Source organism: Leifsonia sp. KNZ12-8B, from assembly GCF_056755495.1.
Window position 1 is genome coordinate 11,769 of sequence record NZ_JBPGXM010000011.1, and the last position, 22,586, is coordinate 34,354.

23 protein-coding genes are annotated in these 22,586 nt (G+C 71.0%); 14 read left to right on the plus strand and 9 right to left on the minus strand.

What is annotated here, in order from left to right:
* Nucleotides 1–2: 2 nt before the first annotated feature.
* The gene (locus ACR9ZG_RS03070; protein WP_481283386.1) at nt 3–971 is read right to left on the minus strand and encodes an NADP-dependent oxidoreductase; all 969 of its coding nucleotides are present in this window, start codon (nt 969–971) and stop codon (nt 3–5) included.
* A 197-nt stretch (nt 972–1,168) separates the two neighbouring features.
* Between ACR9ZG_RS03070 and ACR9ZG_RS03075 the strand changes: the two genes are divergently transcribed.
* Nucleotides 1,169–1,975, plus strand: a complete 807-nt coding sequence (locus ACR9ZG_RS03075) for a DUF998 domain-containing protein (protein WP_481283350.1) — start codon at nt 1,169–1,171, stop codon at nt 1,973–1,975.
* Here ACR9ZG_RS03075 and ACR9ZG_RS03080 read toward each other — a convergent pair.
* Genes ACR9ZG_RS03080 through ACR9ZG_RS03100 form a run of 5 tightly spaced genes read right to left on the minus strand, consistent with a single transcriptional unit; the run spans nt 1,972 to nt 6,983 of the window.
* A complete protein-coding gene (locus ACR9ZG_RS03080) occupies nt 1,972–2,688 on the minus strand; it encodes a YqaJ viral recombinase family protein (protein WP_481283351.1) in 717 nt (238 codons plus the stop codon). The genes ACR9ZG_RS03075 and ACR9ZG_RS03080 overlap by 4 nt on opposite strands.
* Nucleotides 2,689–2,722: 34 nt before the next feature.
* On the minus strand, nt 2,723–3,757 hold the full coding sequence (locus tag ACR9ZG_RS03085) for a Gfo/Idh/MocA family protein (protein WP_481283352.1): 1,035 nt from the start codon (nt 3,755–3,757) through the stop codon (nt 2,723–2,725).
* 19 nt (nt 3,758–3,776) lie between these two features.
* Nucleotides 3,777–4,508 (minus strand): ThuA domain-containing protein, encoded by a 732-nt coding sequence (locus ACR9ZG_RS03090; RefSeq protein WP_481283353.1) that lies wholly within the window; start codon nt 4,506–4,508, stop codon nt 3,777–3,779.
* Nucleotide 4,509: 1 nt separating this feature from the next.
* Entirely contained in the window at nt 4,510–5,751 is a 1,242-nt protein-coding gene (locus ACR9ZG_RS03095; protein ID WP_481283354.1) for a Gfo/Idh/MocA family protein, read from the minus strand.
* 41 nt (nt 5,752–5,792) lie between these two features.
* Nucleotides 5,793–6,983, minus strand: a complete 1,191-nt coding sequence (locus ACR9ZG_RS03100) for an ROK family transcriptional regulator (RefSeq protein ID WP_481283355.1) — start codon at nt 6,981–6,983, stop codon at nt 5,793–5,795.
* Nucleotides 6,984–7,157: 174 nt separating this feature from the next.
* On the opposite strand from ACR9ZG_RS03100, the gene ACR9ZG_RS03105 reads away from it, so the two are divergent.
* Genes ACR9ZG_RS03105 through ACR9ZG_RS03125 form a run of 5 tightly spaced genes read left to right on the plus strand, consistent with a single transcriptional unit; the run spans nt 7,158 to nt 11,771 of the window.
* Nucleotides 7,158–7,901, plus strand: a complete 744-nt coding sequence (locus ACR9ZG_RS03105; protein ID WP_481283356.1) for a sugar phosphate isomerase/epimerase family protein — start codon at nt 7,158–7,160, stop codon at nt 7,899–7,901.
* On the plus strand, nt 7,898–8,995 hold the full coding sequence (locus ACR9ZG_RS03110) for a Gfo/Idh/MocA family protein (RefSeq protein WP_481283357.1): 1,098 nt from the start codon (nt 7,898–7,900) through the stop codon (nt 8,993–8,995). Before ACR9ZG_RS03105 ends, ACR9ZG_RS03110 begins: the two co-directional genes overlap by 4 nt.
* On the plus strand, nt 8,992–10,137 hold the full coding sequence (locus ACR9ZG_RS03115) for a Gfo/Idh/MocA family protein (RefSeq protein WP_481283358.1): 1,146 nt from the start codon (nt 8,992–8,994) through the stop codon (nt 10,135–10,137). Before ACR9ZG_RS03110 ends, ACR9ZG_RS03115 begins: the two co-directional genes overlap by 4 nt.
* Nucleotides 10,134–11,162 (plus strand): sugar phosphate isomerase/epimerase family protein, encoded by a 1,029-nt coding sequence (locus ACR9ZG_RS03120; protein WP_481283359.1) that lies wholly within the window; start codon nt 10,134–10,136, stop codon nt 11,160–11,162. Before ACR9ZG_RS03115 ends, ACR9ZG_RS03120 begins: the two co-directional genes overlap by 4 nt.
* Nucleotides 11,163–11,183: 21 nt before the next feature.
* Complete coding sequence (locus ACR9ZG_RS03125) at nt 11,184–11,771, plus strand: pentapeptide repeat-containing protein (protein WP_481283360.1); 588 nt, start codon at nt 11,184–11,186, stop codon at nt 11,769–11,771.
* A gap of 13 nt (nt 11,772–11,784) precedes the next feature.
* Here ACR9ZG_RS03125 and ACR9ZG_RS03130 read toward each other — a convergent pair whose 3' ends face one another.
* Together ACR9ZG_RS03130 and ACR9ZG_RS03135 are read right to left on the minus strand one after the other, a co-directional pair.
* Nucleotides 11,785–12,456, minus strand: coding sequence for an ABC transporter ATP-binding protein (locus tag ACR9ZG_RS03130; RefSeq protein WP_481283361.1), 672 nt, complete (start codon nt 12,454–12,456; stop codon nt 11,785–11,787).
* Nucleotides 12,457–12,513: 57 nt separating this feature from the next.
* Nucleotides 12,514–14,067 carry an ABC transporter permease gene (locus tag ACR9ZG_RS03135; RefSeq protein ID WP_481283362.1) on the minus strand — a complete coding sequence of 518 codons (1,554 nt, stop codon included), beginning with the start codon at nt 14,065–14,067 and terminating at the stop codon, nt 12,514–12,516.
* Nucleotides 14,068–14,272: 205 nt separating this feature from the next.
* Between ACR9ZG_RS03135 and ACR9ZG_RS03140 the strand changes: the two genes are divergently transcribed.
* The 5 genes from ACR9ZG_RS03140 (at nt 14,273) to ACR9ZG_RS03160 (ending at nt 18,226) form a co-directional block, all read left to right on the plus strand.
* Complete coding sequence (locus ACR9ZG_RS03140) at nt 14,273–15,028, plus strand: response regulator transcription factor (RefSeq protein ID WP_481283387.1); 756 nt, start codon at nt 14,273–14,275, stop codon at nt 15,026–15,028.
* 30 nt (nt 15,029–15,058) lie between these two features.
* Nucleotides 15,059–16,642: a sensor histidine kinase gene (locus ACR9ZG_RS03145; protein WP_481283363.1), complete on the plus strand. Its 1,584-nt coding sequence runs from the start codon at nt 15,059–15,061 to the stop codon at nt 16,640–16,642.
* Nucleotides 16,643–16,850: 208 nt separating this feature from the next.
* Nucleotides 16,851–17,366, plus strand: coding sequence for a 50S ribosomal protein L10 (gene rplJ, locus ACR9ZG_RS03150; protein WP_481283364.1), 516 nt, complete (start codon nt 16,851–16,853; stop codon nt 17,364–17,366).
* A 53-nt stretch (nt 17,367–17,419) separates the two neighbouring features.
* Nucleotides 17,420–17,809, plus strand: a complete 390-nt coding sequence (gene rplL, locus ACR9ZG_RS03155) for a 50S ribosomal protein L7/L12 (RefSeq protein WP_018189800.1) — start codon at nt 17,420–17,422, stop codon at nt 17,807–17,809.
* Between the two features lie 273 nt (nt 17,810–18,082).
* Entirely contained in the window at nt 18,083–18,226 is a 144-nt protein-coding gene (locus ACR9ZG_RS03160) for a hypothetical protein (RefSeq protein WP_481283365.1), read from the plus strand.
* A 73-nt stretch (nt 18,227–18,299) separates the two neighbouring features.
* On the opposite strand, the gene ACR9ZG_RS03165 is transcribed toward ACR9ZG_RS03160, so the two are convergent.
* Nucleotides 18,300–19,325 carry a LacI family DNA-binding transcriptional regulator gene (locus ACR9ZG_RS03165; RefSeq protein WP_481283366.1) on the minus strand — a complete coding sequence of 342 codons (1,026 nt, stop codon included), beginning with the start codon at nt 19,323–19,325 and terminating at the stop codon, nt 18,300–18,302.
* Nucleotides 19,326–19,475: 150 nt separating this feature from the next.
* On the opposite strand from ACR9ZG_RS03165, the gene ACR9ZG_RS03170 reads away from it, so the two are divergent.
* The 3 genes from ACR9ZG_RS03170 to ACR9ZG_RS03180 are packed head-to-tail and all read left to right on the plus strand — an operon-like array spanning nt 19,476 to nt 22,584.
* Nucleotides 19,476–20,768: an ABC transporter substrate-binding protein gene (locus ACR9ZG_RS03170; protein ID WP_481283367.1), complete on the plus strand. Its 1,293-nt coding sequence runs from the start codon at nt 19,476–19,478 to the stop codon at nt 20,766–20,768.
* Nucleotides 20,765–21,679, plus strand: coding sequence for a carbohydrate ABC transporter permease (locus ACR9ZG_RS03175; RefSeq protein WP_481283368.1), 915 nt, complete (start codon nt 20,765–20,767; stop codon nt 21,677–21,679). Before ACR9ZG_RS03170 ends, ACR9ZG_RS03175 begins: the two co-directional genes overlap by 4 nt.
* Nucleotides 21,676–22,584, plus strand: coding sequence for a carbohydrate ABC transporter permease (locus ACR9ZG_RS03180; protein ID WP_481283369.1), 909 nt, complete (start codon nt 21,676–21,678; stop codon nt 22,582–22,584). The genes ACR9ZG_RS03175 and ACR9ZG_RS03180 overlap by 4 nt, the downstream gene beginning before the upstream one ends.
* Nucleotides 22,585–22,586 lie beyond the last annotated feature (2 nt).

Below are 22,586 nucleotides of genomic sequence, written 5' to 3' on the forward strand. Positions count from 1 at the left end.
GGCTAGCCTTCTGCCACCTTCACGACGATCTTGCCGCGGGTGTGGCCGCCCTCGATCGCCCGATGCGCCTCGGCGATGCGGTCGAGCGGGAAGATCTCGTCGACGTGCACGCGGACGTTCCCCGAGCCCAGCAGTCGCGCGATCACGGCGAGCGTGTTGCCGTCGGGTGCGACTTTGTAGTCGGTGCCGCGCATCCCCGCCGCCTCGACCTCCTCGGCGAAGCCCGGCCAGCTCCCGGTGGGCGCGTTGACGATCAGGCCACCGGGGCGCAGGGCGGTGAGCGAGCGGGTGCCCGTGTCGTCGTGCACGTTGCCGACGAGGTCGATCACGACATCGACGTCGCGCGCGACGTCCTCGAAGCGCGTTGTCGTGTAGTCGACGACCTCGGCGGCGCCGAGGGACCGCAGCCACGACACGTTCGAGCCGGAGGCCGTGGCGATGACGTGCGCGCCGAAGTACGACGCGAACTGCACCGCGAAGTGCCCGACCCCGCCGCTGCCGGCGTGGATGAGCATGCGCTGACCCTCGTGGGCCTTGGCCACCTCCACCACCATGCCCCACGCGGTGAGCGCGGCCACGGGTGCGGCGGCCGCCTCGATGTGCGACAGAGTGGAGGGCTTGCGCACCACGCTCAGGCTGGGGACCGACACGTATTCGGCGTAGCTTCCGCTGTAGCGCGGGACCATGACCATCCCGAACACCTCGTCGCCCGGGCGGATGGGGTGCGCGCTGTACGGCGACTCCACGACCACACCGCTGAAATCGTGGCCCAGCACCGCCGGGAACCGGTGGATGGCCCCGAACACGCCGCGCCCGGCCCGCGTCTTCGCGTCGATCGGGTTGATGCTCGACGCGACCACCTTGATGAGGAACTCGGCGTTCACCTTGTCGGGCACCGGGAGCTCGCCCACGCGCAGCGCCTCGGGCTCGCCGGGCGCATCGAGAAGGGCGGCCCGCATCGTGGTCGGCATCGTCATCGGTCGTTCCCCTCGTCGTCGCAGGCCGCTCGCGTGCGGTGCCTCCAGTCAATCCCGGCAATGCTTCCCGGGTGTTACGCGGGAGCGACCGCGTGTGAACAGTCTGTTTCGCATACCCCCAGGACGTGTCCAGCGGGGGACCGGTTAGGATGCTTCGACCGTACGCCCCGAGCCGGTGAAGGAGCCCAACCGTGCGTCGACTGCTGCTGATCGCGCGAGTGGCGTTCACCTCCCCGGCACTCGTGCACGGCCGGCGGCGGGCGGCGCCCGCGCTGCTCGCGATCGGCACGGCGTGCGTGCTGGGCGGCCTCGCCCTCATCTGGGCGGCCCGGCTGACCATCGACCGGCCGGTGTACGTGAGCGAGATCGGTGCGCAGGGCGCGCCGACCGCCGCCGTCTTCGCGGTCGCGCTGCTGCTGATCGCGGCGGGAGGTTTCGCCATCGCGCTGGCGAGCGGGCATGTGCGCTCCTCGGTCCGCTGGCTCGACCGGTGGGCGCCGGCGTTGTCGCTGGGCTTCGCCGCCGTGTGCTTCGTCGTCGCGTCGCAGGTGACCTGCACGGCGAACTGTCCGGTCCCGCTCGCGGACCCGCGGTCGACGGCGCAGGACCTCCTGCACACCGTGTCGGCCGTGCTCGGCTTCGCGGCGGCGTGTTTCGCGATGCTCCAGGTGGCCTTCGCGACGCGGCTGCCACGGGTGTCCCGCGTGTCTCTCGTGAGCTGCGTCGCTGTGGCGGCGATCACCATCGTCGGCGGGATGCTCGCGATCGTGCACGTCGCGACCGACGTCGGCGCCTGGCTGGAGCTGATCGGGACCACGGTGGCGATCCTCTGGATCGCCGTGTACTCCGTCGCGCTGGCGCGGGTGCCGCTGGTGCCGGGTGCAGTCGTGCCGGGTGCAGTCGTGCCGGGCGCAGTGATGCCGGGCGGGCTGGACGCGGTGGCCGTCGTCCCGGAGCCGCTCGCCGACGGTCCGGAGGCTGCGGAGGCGGTCGTCTAGAGGCGCTGCGCCGGTGCCGAGGTGGCCTGCCGCAGCACCTCGATGAGGTCCGCCGCGAGCGAGACGAGCTTGGCGATCTCCGCGTCGTCGCGGTCGACCCAGCGGCACTCCGGCTCCTCGTGCAGCGGGACGAAGCCGTCGTGCTGCTCCCAGACGAAGAGCGTGCGCTCGGCGCCGAGAACGTACTGCTGCCACCAGATCTGGCGCAGGTAGGGGCGCGGGATGCTGCGGAACGGCTTGTTCGTCGTCTTGATCTCGGCCAGCTCGATGCGGCCGCTCTCGCGGACGATCAGGCCGTCGGGCGTGGCGAGATGCCGGCGGTCGCGTTCGGCGTGGAACAGCACGTCGGAGGGGTGGATGCCGTGCGTCGCGGCCACCCAGCCGGCGATCTCCGGCTCGCGCACCCGGCCGTGCTGGGTGAACATGTTGCCGCCGAAGCCGCTGCCGTGCAGCTTGTCGTAGGCGGCCGCCTTCACCGACCGGGGCGTCGACAGCTTGGCGACGTCGGTCGCGGTGATGCCGCGGCTGCGCGCCCGCAGCCAGCCGACACGGTCGCTGGAGCGCGCGACGACGCGGGCGAGGTGGCCCGTCGCGCCCGGGACCGCCGGGATGACCGGCACCGGCGCGGGAGCGGAGGGACGCGCAGGGCCGAGATCCGCCAGGACGCCCGGCCGGTACAGGTCGGCGTCACGGGGCGGAGCGAAGTCGAGCACCCGTCCATTCTGCCGCGCCATCGCCGCGAGCGCGTCATCCCACGCCCGCGGCCCCCACCTGGCGGCGCGCCTCGTCCAGCGTGTCGAGCGTGGTGACCACCTCGGCGAGGGGATGCAGCGGCGACTCGGTCCGGCCATCCGCGACGTAGCGGGCGAGCGCGGCGGCCTCGTATGACATCCCGTCGCGGTGGGGCCGGCCGTAGGGATCGGTCCAGCCGACGGGTGCCGAGCCGTCGGCGGGGTGCAGGCGCAGCCCGCTCGGGCCCCAGAACGGCGACGCGAACTCGATCCGAGCCTCGGCGCCGCAGATGGTGGCGAGGCTCGGGGTCGCGGCGCGCAGGCCGGTGCTCAGCAGCGCGTGCGCTCCGCCCGCGGTGCCGAGGAGCAGGGACACCTGCTCGTCCACCCCGGTCGGGGCGAGGCTCCCGGTCGCGATGATGCTCGCGGGCGTCCCGAGCGCGAACGAGGCGAACGAGACGACGTACACGCCGAGGTCGAGGAGCGCCCCGCCGGCGAGGGCCGGGTTCCACAGCCTCCCCTCCGGGTCGTACGCCGCCGGGAAGCCGAAGTCGGCGGTGACCACCCGGATCTCGCCGAGTGCGCCGTCGGTGAGCAGCTGCCGGGCGATGTCGGTCTGCGGCAGGTAGCGCGTCCACATCGCCTCCATCGCGAAGACCCCGGCCCGGCGCGCGGCCTCGACGATGGTGCGGGCCTGCGCGGCGGTCGGCGCCATCGGCTTCTCGATCAGCACGTGCTTGCCCGCCGCGATGGCGAGGAGGGCGTGCTCGAGGTGCTCGCTGTGCGGCGACGCGACGTAGACGACGTCGACGGCGGGATCGGCGACCAGCTCCTCGTAGGAGCCGTGGGCGCGCTCCACGCCGTGGGCGGCGGCGAAGGCGCCTGCGCGCTCGGCCGAGCGGGATCCGCACGCGACGACCCGTTGCGTGGTGTGCCGGTGCAGGGCATCGGTGAAGTCGGCGGCGATGGCGCCCGGGCCGAGCACGCCCCAGCGCAGGGCGGGCGCGTCGGCCGGATCGGGATGGCGGGGTGCGGGCAGCGCGGCGGTCACGGCGATCTCCTCGGCCGGCTCAGACCGGCTGCGGGTTCGAGACGGCCGGCGCCTCGCGCGGTCCCGCCGCCGGCGCCGCCCAGCGCACGCCGTTCGCGAGCACGCGCCGCACCTGCGGGTGGAAGTACACCGGGTACTCCTGGTCGCCGGGGGAGAAGTAGAAGATGCGGCCGCGCCCGCGGGTGAAGGTCACGCCGGAGCGGAACACCTCCCCGCCGGTGAAGGAGCTGATGAAGACCAGGTCGTCGGGCGTCGGGATGTCGAAGAACTCGCCGTACATCTCCTGCGCATCGATGACGATCGGCTGCTCGACCCCCTCGGCGATGGGATGCGTCGGGTTCACCGTCCAGACGAGCTCGCGCTCGCCGCCCTCCGGGTTGCGCCAGCGCAGCGAGCAGGTGGTGCCGAGCATCCGGATGAAGATCTTCGAGAAGTGGCCGGAGTGCAGCACGATGAGGCCCATGCCGCCGAGCACGTGCTGCCGCACCCGCTCCACGACCTCGTCCGCCACCTGGTCGTGGGCGATGTGGCCCCACCAGAGCAGCACGTCGGTGTCGGCGAGCACCTCCTCGGTGAGGCCGTGCTCGGGATCGGCGAGCGTGGCGGTGCGCACGGCCACGTCATCCCCGAGCACCTCCTGCAGTCCCGCGGCGATGGCGCCGTGGATGCCGTCGGGGTAGATCGCGGCGATCTCGGGCTGGGTGATCTCGTGGACGCCTTCGTTCCACACGGTTACGCGCAGGGCGGTCATGTCAGGCTCCTTCGTCTGTGCTGTTCGGGAGGAACGCGGTCGTCGGCAGGGCGGCCGCGTCCGGTGCGGCGGCGTGCTGTGCGGCCGCGTCCGGTGCCGACGCGTCGGCGGGTGTCGCCCCGGCCGCCGCGGATGCGGAGTCCGTGCCCGTCGTCGGCGGGTCGAGCCGGACCTCCGCGCCGATGCGCGCCGACTCGTAGGCCGCGTCGATCACACGGGCGCGGTCGAGGGCGAGCGACCCGTCCCAGCGCGTCCAGCCGGACTCGTCCTGCACGTGTTCGAGGAAGGTCTCCACCACCGCGAGATGACCACGGCCGGGATCCGCGGCGACTCGGACGTCCTCGGTCTCCTCGCCGTCGCCCGTGAAGATCGTGAGCTCCCCGGCCGGCGCGTAGTCGACGACGCGCAGGTCGGCTCCGCCCTCGGTGCCGTAGAGCGTGATGCCGAACTCGTCGCCGGCGGGCCGGTAGGCGGCCCAGCTGGTCTCGATGACGATCGAGCCGCCGCCCTCGAGGCGCAGCAGGAGGCTGGCGAGGTCCTCCACCTCGTAGGCGGAGCCGACCTGCTGCTTCGCGGCCGTCGCACCGCCGCGGCCGCGGACGCCGAGCTCTGCGTGCGTCACCGCCGAGACGGCCGTCACGCGCGGATCGCCGAACAGGTGCAGCGCGTAGTCGAGCACGTGCACGCCGATGTCGATGAGCGGCCCGCCGCCCGCCATCTCGCGGTTGGTGAACCAGCTCCCGAGGGCGGGGATGCCGGCCCGCCGCAGCCAGACGGCGCGAGCGTGGTACGGCCGGCCGATCTGCCCGGCGTCGATCGCGGCCTTCAGCGCCTCGATGTCGCCGCGCCTGCGGTGGTTGAACGCCACCTCCAGCACGCGGCCCGCGCGGTGGGCCGCGTCGACCATGCTCGCCGCCTCGTCGGCCGTGCGCGCGATCGGCTTCTCGCTGAGCACGTGCACGCCGGCGTCGAGCGCGGCGACGGTGATGGGTGCGTGCAGGAAGGTCGGGACCGCGACGCTCACCACGTCGAGGCCGCCGTCGGCCACGAGCTCCTGCCAGTCGCGGTAGGTGCGCTCGACGCCGTAGCGCTCGCCGAGCTCGGCACGGGGGCCGTCCTCCATGCCGGCGATGGCCACGAGCTCGACGCCGGGGAGGCTGTCGTACGCGGCCATGTGCTGCTGACCGGCCCAGCCGAGGCCGACCACGCCTGCGCGCAGCGGGGAGTGTGCGGAGGTGCTCATCGGGGAGTCCTTTCGTCGGGGGGAGGCTTCGTCGGGGAGGCTCAGCGGAAGAGGGTGCGCGGCACGCCCGACTCGGTGTCGAGCGCCTTCTGGACCACCATGATGGCCGCGCCGATCACGCCGCCGGTCTCGCCGGAGCGCGACTGCGTGATCGTGAGGTGCTGGGTCGCCAGCGGCGTCGACCGCTGGTAGACGACCTCCCGCATGCCGGCGAGCAGCTGCTCACCGACGCGCGAGATGCTCCCGCCGACGACGACCATCGACGGGTTGAGGAGGTTCACGCAGGTCGCGACGACGGCGCCGAGGTCTCGCCCCGCCTGCCGGATCGCCTCGTGGACGTGCGGGTTGCCCGTGCGGGCCAGGTCGACCACGTCCCCGCTGGTGTAGGCGGGGAAGCCGGCGGCGGTGAGGGCGCGGGCGATGGCCGGGCCGCTCGCCAGGGCCTCGAGGTCGGCGTCCTGGGCACCGTGGCTGGGGGTGTCGCTGCCGAACGGCACGCGGACGTGGCCGAGGTCGCCCGCCGAGCCCATCGCGCCGCGCTGCAGCCTCCCGCCGCTGATGATGCCGGCGCCGATGCCGGTCGCGACCTTCACGTAGAACAGGTCGGTCTCGTCCGGCCAGTGGACGTACTGCTCGCCGAGCGCGAGCAGGTTCACGTCGTTGTCGACCAGCACGGGCACGTCGAAGATGCGGCGCACGTACGTGGGGATGTCGAAGCGGTCCCATCCGGGCATGATCGGCGGGCTCACGGGCACGCCGGTCGAGTGCTCGACCGGGCCGGGCACGCCGATGCCGACGCCGATCACGTCGGTGAACGGGCGGCCGGTGTCCTCGAACAGCCGCTGGGCGGTCTCGAGCGCCCAGTCCAGGATGACCTCGGGGCCGTCCTCGATCGCGAGCCTGGTGGACTCGCTGACCTTGATGCTGCCGGCGAGGTCGGCGAGGGCGACGACACCGTGCGTTGCGCCGAGGTCGATCGCGATCACCAGGCGCGACTCGGGCGAGAAGCGGATGCGGGCGGGAGGGCGCCCCCCGCTCGACACGTCGTCACCGGCCGGTGCGACCAGGCCCGCCGTCATGAGGGTGTCGATGCGGGTCGCGATGGTCGAGCGCGCCATGCCGGTCAGCTCCGCCAGCTGCGCGCGCGTGCGCGGGATGCCGTCGCGCAGGATCGCCAGCAGCTCGGCGGCGTCCGCAGCGACGAGCACGGATTCGCGCGGGCTGTCGGTCATGCCGGTATTGAACCACACCGCCGGAGAGGCGACCAAAGAATGCTTTCATTACGTCGACTTTTGATTGACATCCGGCAGAAGGGTCGGATTCAATGGACTCACCCCCGCGGCCGCGAGCATCCGGCCGGCCGGCGACAGACCACCGAACACCACCGCACACTCGACGAGGAGACCATGTCGACGTCCACACTCTCCGTACAGCTGTACACGGTCCGCGAGCTTCTCTCCGAGGACACCGCGGGCACCCTGCGCCGCATCGCCGACATCGGCTTCACCCAGGTCGAGCCGTTCGCCTTCCTGTCGTTCGGTGACGCCCTCCGCGACGGTCTGCGCGAGGCGGGGCTCACTGCGCCGACCACGCACCAGGGCTTCATCGGCGGCGACGTCGACGAGGTGTTCGAGGCCGCCAAGGCGCTCGGCATCGAGACGGTCATCGACCCGTACGTCGCGCCAGAGCGCTGGCAGTCGGCCGACGACGTCGCCGCCATCGCCGACCAGCTGAACGCCGCGGCCGAGGTCGCCGCCAAGCACGGCGTCCGGGTCGGCTACCACAACCACGCGCACGAGCTCGAGAGCACCGTGGAGGGCACGACGGCGCTGGAGTTCTTCGCCTCGAAGCTCGCACCCGAGGTGGTGCTCGAGGTCGACACGTACTGGGTCGCCGTCGGCGGCCACGACCCGGTGGAGCTGCTGCCCCGGCTCGGCGAGCGCGTCGTCGCGCTGCACGTGAAAGACGGGCCGGGCACGACAGAGACCAAGGACCAGGTCGCCGTCGGCCAGGGATCGCTGCCGATCGAGCGGATCATCGCCGCCGCCCCGCAGGCGCTCCGCGTGATCGAGCTCGACGACTCGCGCGGCGACCGCTTCCAGGCCGTCGCCGACAGCTACGCCTTCCTCACCTCGAAGGGCCTCGCATGAGCGCCGGGCGGGTGGGCGTCGGCGTGATCGGCGCCGGTGTCATCAGCAACGAGTATCTGGGCAACCTCACCTCGTTCCCCGACCTCGACGTGCGGTTCGTCGCCGACATCGACCTCGACCGCGCCCGCGCGCAGGCCGAGAAGTACGGTGTGCCGGCCTCCGGCACGGTGGAGGAGCTGCTCGCCGACGAGGGCGTCGAGATCGTCGTCAACCTCACCATCCCGCGCGTGCACGTCGAGGTGGCGCTGCAGGCGCTCGCCGCGGGCAAACACGTGTGGAGCGAGAAGCCGTTCGCGCTCGACCGCGCCAGCGGGACCGAGCTGCTCGAGACCGCCCACGCCAAGGGGCTCCGGGTCGCGACCGCACCCGACACGTTCCTCGGCGCCGGCATCCAGACGGCCCGCCGGCTGGTCGAGAGCGGTGCGATCGGCGCACCGCTGACCGCTCTGACCCTGCTGCAGAACCCCGGTCCCGAGCGCTGGCACCCCAACCCGGACTTCCTCTTCCAGGAGGGCGCCGGACCGCTCTTCGACCTCGGTCCGTACTACCTGACCGCGCTCGTCCAGCTGTTCGGCCCGGTCGCCCGCGTCAGCGCGGTCGCGTCGAAGGCGCAGGAGACGCGGCGCATCGGCTCCGGACCGCGAGCGGGCGAGGAGTTCGCCGTCACGGTTCCCACGCACGTCAGTGCCCTCTACCAGTTCGAGAGCGGGCAGACGGCGCAGGCGGTCTTCAGCTTCGACTCCAAGCTCGGTCGCACACTGTTCGAGGTCGCGGGCGTCGAGGGCACCATCGAGGTGCCCGACCCCAACACCTTCGAGGGCGAGCTGCTCGTGCATGGCAACGACGGCGTTGAGACCGTCCCGTCGACCGGGTCCACCTCCACCCGTGGGACGGGCGTCGTGGAGCTGGCGCGCGCGATCCGGGCCGGGGTGCCCGAGCGCGCCTCCGGTGAGCAGGCGTTCCACGTGCTCGACGTGATGGTCGCGACCATCGAGGCGGGCACGTCGGGTGTGCCGGTGGAGGTGGAGAGCACCGTGGAGGTCGCTCCCGCCCTGCCGGAGGACTGGAACCCGCGGGAGGCCACGCTCGCATGACCGACTCCGCAAGCAGCGAGGTCAACGGTGGCCTCACCCGGCGCGACGAGAGCCGGGCGGGGGAGCGGCTGCGGGCGGCGATCGTGGGCGGCGGGTTCATGGCCGAGGTCCACTCCCGTGCCATCCGCGCGGCGCGCGCGGAGGTCGCCGGCATCGTGTCGTCGTCCCCGCAGCGCTCGGCCGCCGCCGCCGATCGGCTTGGCGTCACGCGCGCGTACGACTCGCTCGAGCAGCTCCTCGCCGATGACGCCATCGACGTGGTCCACGTGACCACGCCCAACGCGCTGCACGCCGAGCAGGCCGCCGCCGTGCTCGCGGCCGGGAAGGACGTGGTGTGCGAGAAGCCGCTCGCCACCTCCACCGCCGAGGCCGAGGGGCTGGTCGCGGCGGCGGAGGGTCGCGTGGCGACCGTCCCGTTCGTCTACCGGTTCCATCCGATGGTCCGGGAGGCGCGGGCGCGGTTCGCGTCCGGCGAGGCGGGGCGGGTGCTCAGCATCAACGCCTCCTACCTCCAGGACTGGCTGCTCGGGTCGGGAGACGACAACTGGCGCGTGGACGCGGCCCAGGGCGGGCGCTCGCGTGCGTTCGCCGACATCGGCTCGCACCTCGTCGACCTGGTGGAGTTCGTCTCCGGCGACCGGGTCACCCGGGTCTCCGCGACCAAGCGCACCGTCTTCGCCGAGCGGGCCGCCCACTCGGCCATCACCACGGAGGACGCCGTCGCAGTGGTAGTCGAGACCGCCGGCGGTGCGCTCGGCACCCTCCTGGTGTCGCAGGTCGCGCCGGGGCGCAAGAACCGGCTCTGGCTCGAGATCGCGGGCACCGATGAGAGCATCGCCTTCGACCAGGAGCAGCCGGAGACGCTCTGGGTCGGCCGCCGGGCCGGCAGCACGGTGGTGCCGCGCGACGCCGACCAGCTGAGCGCCGACGCGGCGCGGCTCTGCATCGTGCCGTCCGGGCACCCGCAGGGGTATCAGGACGCGTTCAACGCGTTCGTCGCGGACAGCTACGCCGCGATCGCCGGCGAGACCCCCGAGGGCCTGCCGGGCTTCGCCGACGGCCTGCGTGCCGTGCGGATCACGGACGCCGTGCTCGACTCGGCCGAGGCGGGCACCTGGATCGAGATGGGAACGGAACAATGACTGACGCAGAATCGGGCCGCACGCACCCGGTCACCCTGTTCACCGGCCAGTGGGCCGACCTCACCCTCGAAGAGGTCGCCGCGTACGCCGCCGAGTGGGGGTACGACGGGCTCGAGATCGCCTGCTCCGGCGAGCACCTCGACGTCTGGCGGGCCGCGGAGGACGACGCGTACCTGCAGAGCCGGATCGACCTCCTCGACAAGTACGGCCTCAAGGTCTGGGCCATCTCCAACCACCTCAAGGGACAGGCGGTGTGCGATGACCCCATCGACTTCCGCCACCAGGCGATCGTCGGCTCCAGGGTGTGGGGCGACGGCGACCCCGAGGGCGTCCGCCGCCGTGCCGCCGAAGAGCTCAAGCTGACCGCGAAGGTCGCCCGCAAGCTCGGCGTCGACACGGTCGTCGGCTTCACCGGGTCGAGCATCTGGCCCTACGTCGCCCAGTTCCCGCCGGTCCCGGCCGAGGTGTTCGAGCGTGGCTACCAGGACTTCGCCGACCGCTGGAACCCGATCCTCGACGTCTTCGACGGCGAGGGCGTACGGTTCGCGCACGAGGTGCACCCGTCCGAGATCGCCTACGACTACTGGACCAGCGTCCGGACGCTGGAGGCCATCGACCACCGGGAGGCCTTCGGCTTCAACTGGGACCCCTCGCACATGATGTGGCAGGACATCGACCCGGTCGGCTTCATCGTCGACTTCAAGGACCGGATCTACCACGTGGACTGCAAGGACACCCGGCTGCGGCCGCGCAACGGGCGCGCCGGCGTGCTGGGCTCGCACCTGCCCTGGGGCGACCCGCGCCGCGGCTGGGACTTCGTCTCGACCGGGCACGGCGACGTGCCGTGGGAGGACGCCTTCCGGGCGCTCGAGTCGATCGGCTACACCGGCCCCATCTCGATCGAATGGGAGGACGCCGGGATGGACCGCCTCCACGGCGCCAAGGAGGCGGTGGGCTACATCCGCTCGCTGCTCTGGAAGCAGCCGACGGCCTCCTTCGACGCGGCGTTCAGCAACCAGGACTGACCGCGCGGCTAGGCTCGCCGCATGGAGACCATCCAGGGTCAGGACTGGTACGGCCGTGAGCTCGGCGGCGTCGAGTACACCGGCGTCGAGTTCATGGACGTCGACCTCACCGAGGCGACGACGGAAGGTGCGGTCTTCACGGACTGCACCTTCCGACGCGTCCGGTTCAACGTCAGCGAGCACACCGACTCGGCGTTCGTGAACTGCCGCTTCGAGTACTGCAACCTGTTCAACGCGACGTTCCGCCGCTGCAAGCTCACCGGCAGCACGTTCACCGGGTGCGAGTTCCCGCTCCTCACGGTCGAGGGCGGGTCCTGGGCCTTCGCCGGGCTCACGCGGGCCGAGCTGAGCGGGGTGACCTTCACCGGGGTGCGGCTCCGCGAGGCCGACCTGGGCGGAGCCGTCTGCACCGACGCCGCCTTCACCGGCTGCGACCTCTCCGCCGCGGAGCTGACCGGAGCCGACCTCACCGGAGCCGACCTCACGGGGAGCGACCTGACCGGCATCGAGTGGAACGACGTCATCCTCCGCGGAGCCACCATCGACGAGCGCCAGGCCGTGGCGCTCGCCGAGGCGCAGGGGATGATCGTGATCCGCACCGAGGGCTGAGGGCCAGGCCGGGCTAGGCGACCTCCTTCACCTCCCCGTGCTTGAGGTGGAGGCGGCGCTGCGCCCGCTTCGCGACCGCCGTGTCGTGCGTGACGATGACCACGGTCAGCCCGCGGTCGCGCCACAGCCCCTCCAGCAGGTCCATGATCTCGTCGCGGGTCTCCTCGTCGAGGTTGCCGGTGGGCTCGTCCGCCAGCAGCACCTCGGGGTTCTTCACGAGCGCGCGGGCGATCGCGACGCGCTGCTGCTGACCGCCGGAGAGCTCGGACGGGAGGTGGTTGCCCCGGTCCGCGAGGCCGACCGACGCCAGAGCCTCCGCCGCCCGGCGCTTGCGCTCCTCGCCGCCCACCCGCAGCGGGGCGAGCGCGGTCTCCACGTTCTCCTGCGCCGTGAGCGTCGGGATGAGGTTGAAGCCCTGGAAGACGAACCCGATCTCGGTGGCGCGGACGGCGGTCAGTCTGCCGTCGCGCTGCCCGGAGAGGCTGGTGGCGCCCAGCTCGATGGAGCCGGAGGTCGGCCGGTCCAGCGCGCCCAGCATCTGCAGCAGCGTCGACTTGCCGCCGCCGGTCGGGCCCTGGATGGCGACGAGCTGGCCGTCCGGGATCTCGAGGGTGACGTCCTTCAGCGCGACGACCTCGCGCTTGGACTGGCTGTACTTCTTGGTGACGTTCGTGAGCGTGTACACGGGTGACTTCCTTCGTGGTCGAGCGTCGACGGGGTGGAGGGTGGAGGGTGCGCCGCGTCAGGCGACCGATCGCAGGGCGGCGGCGGGGCGCAGCCGCGAGGCGCGCCAGCCGCCGATGGCTCCGGCGATCAGCCCGCCGAGCACGGCGAGGGCGACGGCGCCGACGATGATCCAGAGAGTCACGGGCGCGTGCAGCACGACATCGGTGGTCGACGCGGCGGCCTGCCGTGCCGCAGCGAATCCGCCGGCGAACCCGCCGCCCGGCGCGTTCGTCGGGACCGAGCCGTTCGCCGCGGCACCGGCCGCGCCTCCTGCACCCGTGGCACGCGCGGAGCCGGAGCTGACGCTGCCGGTCAGCGTGGGCGACACCAGGTTGACGATCAGGATGCCGAGGAGGCCCACCGCGACGCCCACGACGCCGCCGATGACGCCCTGCACGACGGACTCCCCGGCGACCTGCCCGACGATCCGCCGGTTCGACCAGCCGATGGCCTTGAGGGTGCCGAACTCGCGGGTGCGGCGGGTGACGCCGGAGATGGTGAAGAGGATCGCGATGAGGAACGCGGCGGCGAGCACGATCACCGAGAGCCACGTGCCGAGGCTGGCGATGAGCGAGCCGGCGCTGCCGAGCGAGCCGGAGACGCTGGAGGCCAGGTCGGCCTGCGTGCTGACGGTCGCGCCCGAGATGGCCTTCGACAAGTCCGTCTTGACCTGTGCGATGTCGCCGGAGGAGGCGGCGGTGATGTAGATCGACGAGATCTTGTCCGTCTGCCCGGACAGCTTCTGGGCGACGTCCAGCGGGATGTAGGCGTTGGAGGCGGTGGTCGCGTCCGACCCGCTGGCGCTGACGATGCCGATCACGGTGAACGCGGTGCCGCCGATCGTGACCGTGTCGCCGACGGCCTTGCTCGCCGACTTCGCGTAGCTCGCGTCGAGCACCACCACGTCCTTGCCGACGTCGGCCTTGGTGAACGTGCGGCCGTCGGTCAGCGTGACGGACGCGAGCGGGCCGACCGACGCGCCGGCCGGGTCGAGGCCGAGGACCGAGAAGGAGTCGACGTTGAACGAGCTCCCGCCCGCACCGTCAGCGCCGCCCGTCGGCGCCGGCTGCGGAACCGCGCCGCCGGACTGCTCGCCGGACTGCTCCCCGGTCTGGCCGCCCTGCGACCGCATCTGCTGGAAGTCGGGCAGCGTCCCGCTGAAGCTCGTGTTGTTGAGGGCGAGCACGCCGGCCGCTGCCGAGACGTCGTCCACCTTCTTCGCGGTCGTCAGCGTGGAGGCGTCCATCACCGTCGTGCCCCGTTCCGGCTCCAGCCGCGACGTGTCGACGGCGCGGCCGCTGCCGGTGTCCGTCCCCTCGCCGGCGCCGAAGTCGAACCGGCCGCCGCCGGCCTGCGGGGTGCCGCTGCCCGCGGTCGCCGGCATCGAGACGGTGATGTCCGTCCCGACGCCGTACACGGATTGGAGGACGCTGGCCTGCGCCTCCTTCACGCCGGCGGACACCGCGTTCACAATGATCACCAGTGCGATCGCGAGGGCCATGCCGATCGCGACGATCACCGTCTGCTTGCGGCGGCCCTGCAGTTCACGCCTCAGATAGGTCCCGAACATGTGCTTCCATCTCTTGCTGTCGTGGGTCGGATGAGTTCGTTCCGGACGCTAGAGAGGCCGCTTTTCGGGGCACTGTGGCCGGGCTATGGGTCTGCTGTGACGGGTTTCCGTCCCCCTCGACCGACCGCCCCGGAAGGCTCACAGACGGTCCATAGGTTTCGCATAGTCGGCGTCAATCGGGCTCCTCATAATGGGAAAGGTGACCATGAACGCTCGCGCCGCCACCAGCGCCTCCACCCAGCCCCGAGTCCTCCTCCGTCGCGCCGACGGCAGCTCCATCCGCGTGCTCGTCGTCGACGACGAGTCGACGCTTACCGACCTGCTGGCGATGGCGCTGCACTACGAGGACTGGGAGGTGCGCACGGCTTCGAACGGCCAGCAGGCGCTGCAGCTGTCGCGCGAGTTCAAGCCCGACGTGATCGTGCTCGACATCATGCTCCCCGACATCGACGGCCTCCAGGTGCTGTCGCGGATGCGGGCCGACGGCAACGAGGCGCCCGTCCTCTTCCTCACCGCGAAGGACTCGCTCGACGACCGCATCGCCGGTCTCACCGCCGGCGGCGACGACTACGTCACCAAGCCGTTCAGCCTGGAGGAGCTGGTCGCGCGCCTCCGCGGGCTGCTCCGCCGGTCGCGGGCCGCTGTCGCCGACCAGGACGACCCCGTGCTCATCGTCGGCGACCTGGTGCTGGACGAGGACAGCTACGAGGTGCACCGCGACGGGGAGCTGATCCAGCTCACCGCGACCGAGTTCGAGCTGCTGCGCTTCCTGATGCGCAACCCGCGCCGCGTGCTCAGCAAGGCGCAGATCCTCGACCGGGTGTGGAGCTACGACTTCGGCGGCTCGTCCAGCGTGGTCGAGCTCTACATCTCTTATCTGCGCAAGAAGATCGATGCCGGCCGCGCCCCGATGATCCACACCGTCCGCGGCGCCGGGTACATGGTGAAGGCGGCCCAGTGATCGAGGCGGCACAGTGACCGGGGCAGCACAGTGACCACCACCCGCCCGGCGGGCGTGACCCGCGCGGGCGGGTTCCGCGAGCAGTTCGACCGGTTCCGGCACTTCCGCTCCTGGACCCTCCGCAGCCGCGTCGTCCTCGTCGTCGTCGCGATGCTCGCCGTGCTCGGCACGATCATCGGGACCGTCAGCGTCTTCGCGCTGCAGGGCTACCTCATGCAGCGGCTCGACGGCCAGCTCACGTCGGCGCTGCAGCGCGGCGAGCACGCGGCCGATCGCATCAACGGCGGCGGGCCGACCATCCCGGACGCCGCCGGCGTTGTCGCGACACCCGGTCAGCAGACCGGGACGCTCGGCGCCGTCCGGAGCGAGAACGGCGGCCTGCTGTTCCCGCCCGTGATCCTCGCCGACCGGACAAGCGCGCCGAACCAGCCGCTCCAGCCGGAGCAGGTGCCGATCGACACGCTGCCGCTGCTGAAGGTGCCCTCCGACGGGCAGCCGCGCACGGTCGACCTCGGCTCGGCGCTCGGCTCGTACCGGGTGGCGGCGGCGCAGCTCGACAACGGCGACAGCGTGATCATCGGCCTGCCGCTGAGCGATGTGAACGCGACCGTCGGGAGGCTCGCGCTGGTCATCCTGCTGGTCACGCTCTCGGGGCTCATCTTCGCGTTCCTGATCGCGAGCTTCATCGTGCGGCTGGCGATGCGGCCGCTGGAGCGGGTGGCGGGAACGGCCGAGCAGGTGGCAGCGATGCCGCTCGACCGCGGCGACGTCGCCCTGGCGGTGCGCGTCCCGGAGGAGGACACCGACCCGCACACCGAGGTCGGCAAGGTGGGCTCCGCGCTCAACAACCTGCTCGGCCACGTGGCCTCCGCGCTCACGGCGCGCCAGGCCAGCGAGCAGAAGGTGCGGCAGTTCGTCGCCGACGCGAGCCACGAGCTGCGGACGCCGCTCGCCTCCATCCGCGGCTACGCGGAGCTCACCCGCCGGGCGCCGCACGAGCTCCCGAAAGACGTCACGCACTCCATCGGCCGGATCGAGTCCGAGGCGACCCGCATGACCTCCCTCGTGGAGGACCTCCTGCTGCTCGCGCGCCTCGACGAGGGCCGCGAGCTGGACCACGATCCCGTCGACCTCTCGCTGCTGCTCATCGACGCGGTCAGCGACGCCCACGCCGCCGGCCCCGGGCACGAGTGGCGGATCGAGCTGCCCGACGAGCCGGTGGAGGTGCTCGGCGACGCCCCCCGCCTCCACCAGGTGGTCGTCAACCTGCTCGCGAACGCACGTGTCCACACCCCGGAGGGCACCGCGGTCACCGTGGGCCTGGCGGTCGACGACGCGGCGCACCGCGCGGTGGTGACCGTCGCCGACACCGGCCCCGGCATCCCGGAGGAGCTGCAGCAGACCCTCTTCGAGCGCTTCGCCCGCGGCGACACCTCACGCAACCGCGCCACCGGATCCACCGGGCTCGGGCTGGCCATCGTGCGGGCCGTCGTCGAGGCGCACGGCGGCGAGGTCTCGGTGCAGAGCGTCCCGGGGGACACCGTGTTCACGGTGACGCTGCCGCTGGCGCCGCAGGAGGCCGCCGATTTGCGTCAGCCGGAACCGGTCGCGTAAGCTACCCGGAGCCGAAGACCGCTGGTCGACGTGTTCGCACGTCCGAAGTTCCACTCAGGTGGAGGCCCGCGCAGGTGTATGAAGTCAGTCTCGCAGTCTCACTGCGTCGCCAGCTCCGTGCCCTGCGCCGGAGCTTTTTTCTTTGCCAGCGGTCGAGGTGCGCACATCGCTCCCGCGGTGTGCGACGAAGAAGATTGAGGAGTAGGCCATGGCGAACAAGGAAGCCACGGTCGCCGAGCTCGAGGGACTGTTCGAGAGCTCGACCGCCGTTCTGCTGACCGAGTACCGCGGTCTCACTGTTGCTCAGCTCAAGACGCTGCGCAAGTCCATCAGTGAGCACGCGACCTACGCCGTGGTGAAGAACACGCTGACCAAGATCGCGGCCAACAACAAGGGCATCTCGTCGTTCGACGAGGAGCTCGTTGGCCCGTCCGCGATCGCCTTCGTGCACGGTGACCCTGTCGCCGTCGCGAAGTCGCTGCGTGACTTCGCCAAGGCAAACCCTCTGCTGGTGGTCAAGGGCGGTTACTTCGACGGTAACCCGCTGACCGCAGAAGAGGTAGGCAAGCTCGCCGACCTCGAGTCCCGTGAGGTTCTGCTGGCCAAGCTGGCCGGCGCCTTCAAGGCCTCGCTGTTCGGAGCCGCATATCTGTTCAACGCACCGCTCTCGAAGGCCGTTCGCACGGTCGACGCGCTGCGTGAGAAGCAGGAGTCCGCTGCCTGAGTCCGTACGGACCAGGCCAGCGGTGAGTAACCACACACACTAAGGAGAGAACAATGGCAAAGCTTTCGACTGAGGAGCTGCTCGACGCGTTCAAGGAGCTCACGCTCATCGAGCTCAGCGAGTTCGTGAAGAAGTTCGAGGAGACCTTCGAGGTCACCGCCGCCGCCCCCGTCGCCGTGGCCGCTCCGGCCGCCGGTGGTGCGGGCGCCGCTGCCGAAGAGGTCGAGGAGAAGGACTCCTTCGACGTCGTCCTCGAGGCCGCCGGTGACAAGAAGATCCAGGTCATCAAGGAGGTGCGCGCCCTCACCAGCCTCGGCCTCGGTGAGGCGAAGGCCCTCGTTGACGGCGCTCCGAGCACCGTGCTCGAGGGTGCCAACAAGGAGACCGCTGACAAGGCCAAGGCCCAGCTCGAAGAGGCTGGCGCCACCGTCACCCTGAAGTGATGCCCGCCCCGGGATCGGGGCGCATTACCGAAAGGCTGATCGGCCGCAGCGCTCGCTGAGCGCAGCATGACGCGGACTCCTCCCGTAAGAGAGTGTCCGCGTTGTGGAGGGCGTCGCCCCCATGACGGGGCGGCGCCCTCCGTGCGTTAACGCGTGATTCGCGGACGCGGGCGGGGGCGCGGTTCCGGTGCGCGGGTGCTCACCCACCCGCGTCCGATCACGCCTGCCCGCGTGGATCGGTGTGCAAGGACGCATCACCGAAAGAGAATCACCATGAACACCAGCCAGTGGCGTGCCTACGCCGCTCACCTGCGCGGATTCGCCTCCGCGCTGCTCCACGGGGACGACCGCGACAGCGGTTCGCACCCGCCGGATCTGTGCCGCAGGACCCTCCTCTACGACCGGTACCTGCGGTAATCAGTGAACACGCCGGACCGGCGTCGCCCGCGGGCGGCGCCGGTCCGTCGTCGTTCGGGCGTCGTCGCCTGCGTCACTGGTGCGGGATGGTCGACCCGCGGATCGTGAGCTTCACCGGCAGATACTCGGTGCCGGGTGCTGGCGCGCGCCCGGCGATCGCGTCGAAGAGCCGGCGAGCGGCCAGCCGGCCGAGCTCCTCCAGGTTGTTGTCGATGCTGGTCAGCTCGGGGCGGGAGTTGGTGGCCAGCACCTCCCAGTTGTCGTAGCCGATCACGGCCACGTCGCCGGGCACCGACCTCCCGAGATCGCGCAGGGTGTCGAGCACGCCGCGGGCGATCTGGTCGGAGCCGCAGACGATGCCGTCGATCTCGGGGTGGCTGCGCAGCAGCATCGACGCGGCGTCGCGCCCCCAGACCTCCGTCCACGCGGAGAACATGGTGTGGCCGACCTGCTCCAGACCGGCGTCGCGCATGGCGTCGTGGAACCCGCGGTCGCGGTCTTGCGCGGCCGCGTACGACGGGTCGCCGCTGATGTGGGCGATGCGGGAGCGTCCGCACGCGATCAGGTGCTCGACCGCCATCCGGCCGCCGATCCGGTTGTCCGGGGTGAGGGAGTGGTCGGTCGGGTCGTCGGAGGGGGAGTACGCGTACACGACGGGCACGGGGAGCTCGTGACCGAGCGATGGTCGGGGGTCGGTCTGCCTGCCGACCACGATGATCCCGTCGACCCGGCGGTTGAGCAGGGCGCGGATGTGGTGCTGCTCGCGGATCGCGTCCCCGCGGGCGTCGCACAGGAACACGTTGACCTGGCCGGCGCCGAACGCGTCTTCGGCTCCCATCAGGATCGGGATGACGAAGCGGCCTTCGAGGTCGCTCGTGAGCAGTCCGACGGTGCCCGTACGGCCGGCGGTGAGGCTCTGGGCCAGCGCGTTCGGCGTGAAGCCCAGCTCCTCGGCGGCGGCGATCACCCGCGCCCTCGTGCGCGGCGCGACCTGGTCGCGGCCGTTGATGGCCTTGGAGGCCGTGGCCAGGGAGACGCCGGCCCTGCTCGCCACATCGCCGAGCGTGGCCGCTTTGGCGGCCGCCCCTGTGCGTTTCATGCCCACCTCTTTTCGGAGATGCCGAAAACCTAGCACAGAATTTCTCATTGACAAGCGGATAAGCGAGCCGCTTTACTGGCCGAAAGCCTTTTCGGTTTTTTCAAGCCGAAGGTCACCAGCACGTGTCCCACTCAGTGACGAGGAGATGCAATGAACATGTTCACACGCCGCAGCAGGCGCATCGCGGCGACGGTCGTCGCGGCGGCGCTCGCGATCACGCTCGCCGCCTGCTCCGGAGGCAACGGCTCAGGGTCGTCGGGTGGCGACATCCCCAAGGCGGGGACCGACGACGGCTCGAAGCTCACGCTCTGGACCAGGGCGCCGCTGGAGAAGCAGGCCAAGCTCCTGGTCGAGGCCTACAACAAGAGCCACAAGAACCAGGTCGACCTCACCGTCGTGCCGAACGACGACTACGTCGCCAAGGTGGGCGCTGCGGCCGGGTCCGGCGGCCTCCCGGATCTGTTCGCGGCCGACATCGTCTACGTGCCGAACTGGGTGAAGCAGGGCCTCTTCCAGGACATCAGCGCGCAGATCGACGGCCTCGACTACAAGGACGCGATCAACCAGGGCCACCTCAAGGCCGGCACCGCCGACGGCAAGGAGCACGTGCTCCCGTTCGTCCTCGACCTGTCGATGCTGTTCTGGAACAAGGAGCTCTTCACCGAGGCCGGGCTCGACCCCGACAAGGCGCCGGCGAACCTCGAGGAGTTCGCCGCGGCGGCCAAGAAGATCCAGGCGCTGAACAAGCCGGACACCTACGGCACGGCCACCGGCCTCAACTGCGGCGGCTGCCTGGTCTTCACCTGGTTCCCGACGATGTGGGCCGACGGCCAGCAGGTGATGAACGAGGACGGCACGACGTCCCTCCTCGACAGCGACACCTCCAAGAAGGTCTACAGCACCTGGAAGGACCTCTGGGACTCGGGCGCCGTCCTCCCGTCCTCGAAGGACGAGGCCGGTCCCACCTGGACCGCCGGCTTCACCGAGGGGAAGGTCGGCCTGATGTTCTACCCGGCCACCCTGCTCTCGTCGACGCCGTTCGACGTGGGCGTCTCCGGCATCCCCGGGCCGAAGGGCGGAGCCTCCACCTTCGTGGGCGGCGACGGTATCGGCATCTCGAAGGACTCGAAGAAGGCTGCTCAGGCCTGGAACTTCCTCAACTGGATGATGTCGGAGGACGCGCGGGTCGGGGTCCTCGCCAAGGACAACGACGTGGTCTCGCGCTCCGACCTGGCGAAGAACGAGTACTCCGAGAAGGATCCGCGGCTCGTCACGATCAACGAGGTCGCCGGCAAGGGCGAGACGCCGTTCTCGCTCAACTTCCAGCAGGCGTTCAACGCTCCGAGCAGCCCCTGGCTCACGCTCGTCCGCGACGCCGTGCTCAGCGACGGGAAGTCGGTCGACGCGGACAACAAGGAGATCACGGCGGTGCTATCGCAGTGACCACCACACTTCGCGCACCGGCCGCCCGCCGGCTGAGCAGACGACGCCCCTCGTCGGAGAGGTGGGGGGGGTGGCTGTACGCCGCCCCCGCCACCCTCTTCGTCCTCCTGCTGTTCCTCCTCCCGCTGCTGCTGGTGCTGCAGATGTCGGGGTCCGACTGGCCGCTGCTCGGGGGGAACCAGGGCTGGAACCTCCCGGACAACTACGTCGACGCCGTGAACAACCGGTTCTTCGCGGACTCCATCGCGTTCACGGTGCTCTACACCGTCATCACGACGGTGATCCTGCTGGCGCTGGCCCTCGGGCTCGCGCTGCTCGTGCAGGAGTCGACGCGGTGGAAGGGGTTCCTGCGGACCGCGATCCTCATCCCGAGCGCGCTGGGGCTGGCCTCCGCCTCCCTGCTCTTCTACGTGCTCTACTCGCCGATCGCGGGCCCGTTCGCGGACCTGATGAAGGCGTGGGGCTTCACGTTCCTCGGCACCCCCGCCGGGGCGCTCTGGTCGACGGTGTTCCTGATCGTCTGGAGGTACGCCGGCTTCTACATGCTGCTGATGCTGGTGGGCCTCCAGGGCATCCCCGACGAGGTGTACGAGGCGGCCAGGATCGACGGCGCCGGGAGGTGGCAGACGTTCCGGAGCGTGACGCTGCCGCTGCTGCGCCCGACGCTCGCGCTCACCACGGTGATGTGCGTGACGGGGTCGCTGCTGGCGTTCGAGCAGTTCTACATCCTGACCAAGGGCGGCCCTGACAACAGCACGATCACGGTCGTGCAGCTGATCTACAGCGTCGCCTTCCAGGGCCCGAACAACCTCGGCGTCGCCGGTGCGCTCTCCGTCATCGTGCTCATCGCCCTGGTGATCATCAACATCGCGCAGATCCGCGCGTTCGGCCAGAAGGAGGACGCCGTATGACCGCGGACGTGCTGACCACGCGCACCAGGCGGGAGGCGCCTCCCGCCGCCGAGCGACGCGGCGACCGCCGGCCGCAGCGCACGCGGCTGATGGGCATCGCCGTGCGCACCCCCTACTGGGTGCTGACCGGCGGGCTCGCGCTCATCTTCCTGTACCCGCTGATCTGGACGGCCGTCTCGTCGATCGCGCCGCGCGCCGGCACCAACCAGACGAGCGGCTGGGGACTCGGCAACTACGCGACCCTCGCGCAGTACCAGGCGGGTGTCTGGGTGTACCTCGGCAACTCGCTGTTCGTCTCGCTGCTGACGGTGCTCCTCACGCTCGTGGTGTCGACGCTGGGCGGGTACGCCTTCGCGCGGTTCCGGTTCCCGGGCAAGAACGTGCTGTTCATGACCACGCTGGCGATCCTGATGGTCCCGTACGCGACCCTCCTGATACCGCTCTACGTCCTGCTGAACCTCGTGGGGCTGTCGAACTCGCTGGTCGGGGTGGCGCTGGTGCTGACCATGTTCCAGCTGCCGTTCGCGACGTTCATGATGCGGATCTCGTTCGAGGCGATCCCGCGCGAGCTCGACGAGGCCGCGCTGGTCGACGGCTGCTCCAGCTTCGGCGCGCTGCGCCGCGTGCTGCTGCCCGCGGTCAAGCCGGGGCTGATCACGGTCGGGCTGTTCGCCTTCCTTGCGGCGTGGAACGACTTCATCGCGCCGCTCATCCTCATCAACGACTCCAACAGGATGACGTTGCCGCTCGCGATCTCGAACCTCCGCGGTCAGGTGCAGGGCGTCGTCGATTACGGCGCCACCGAGGCCGGCGTCGTCGTGCTCGCCGTGCCGTGCATCCTGCTCTTCCTGCTCCTCCAACGTCACTACGTCCGCGGCTTCATGTCCGGCGCTTTCAAAGGATGACC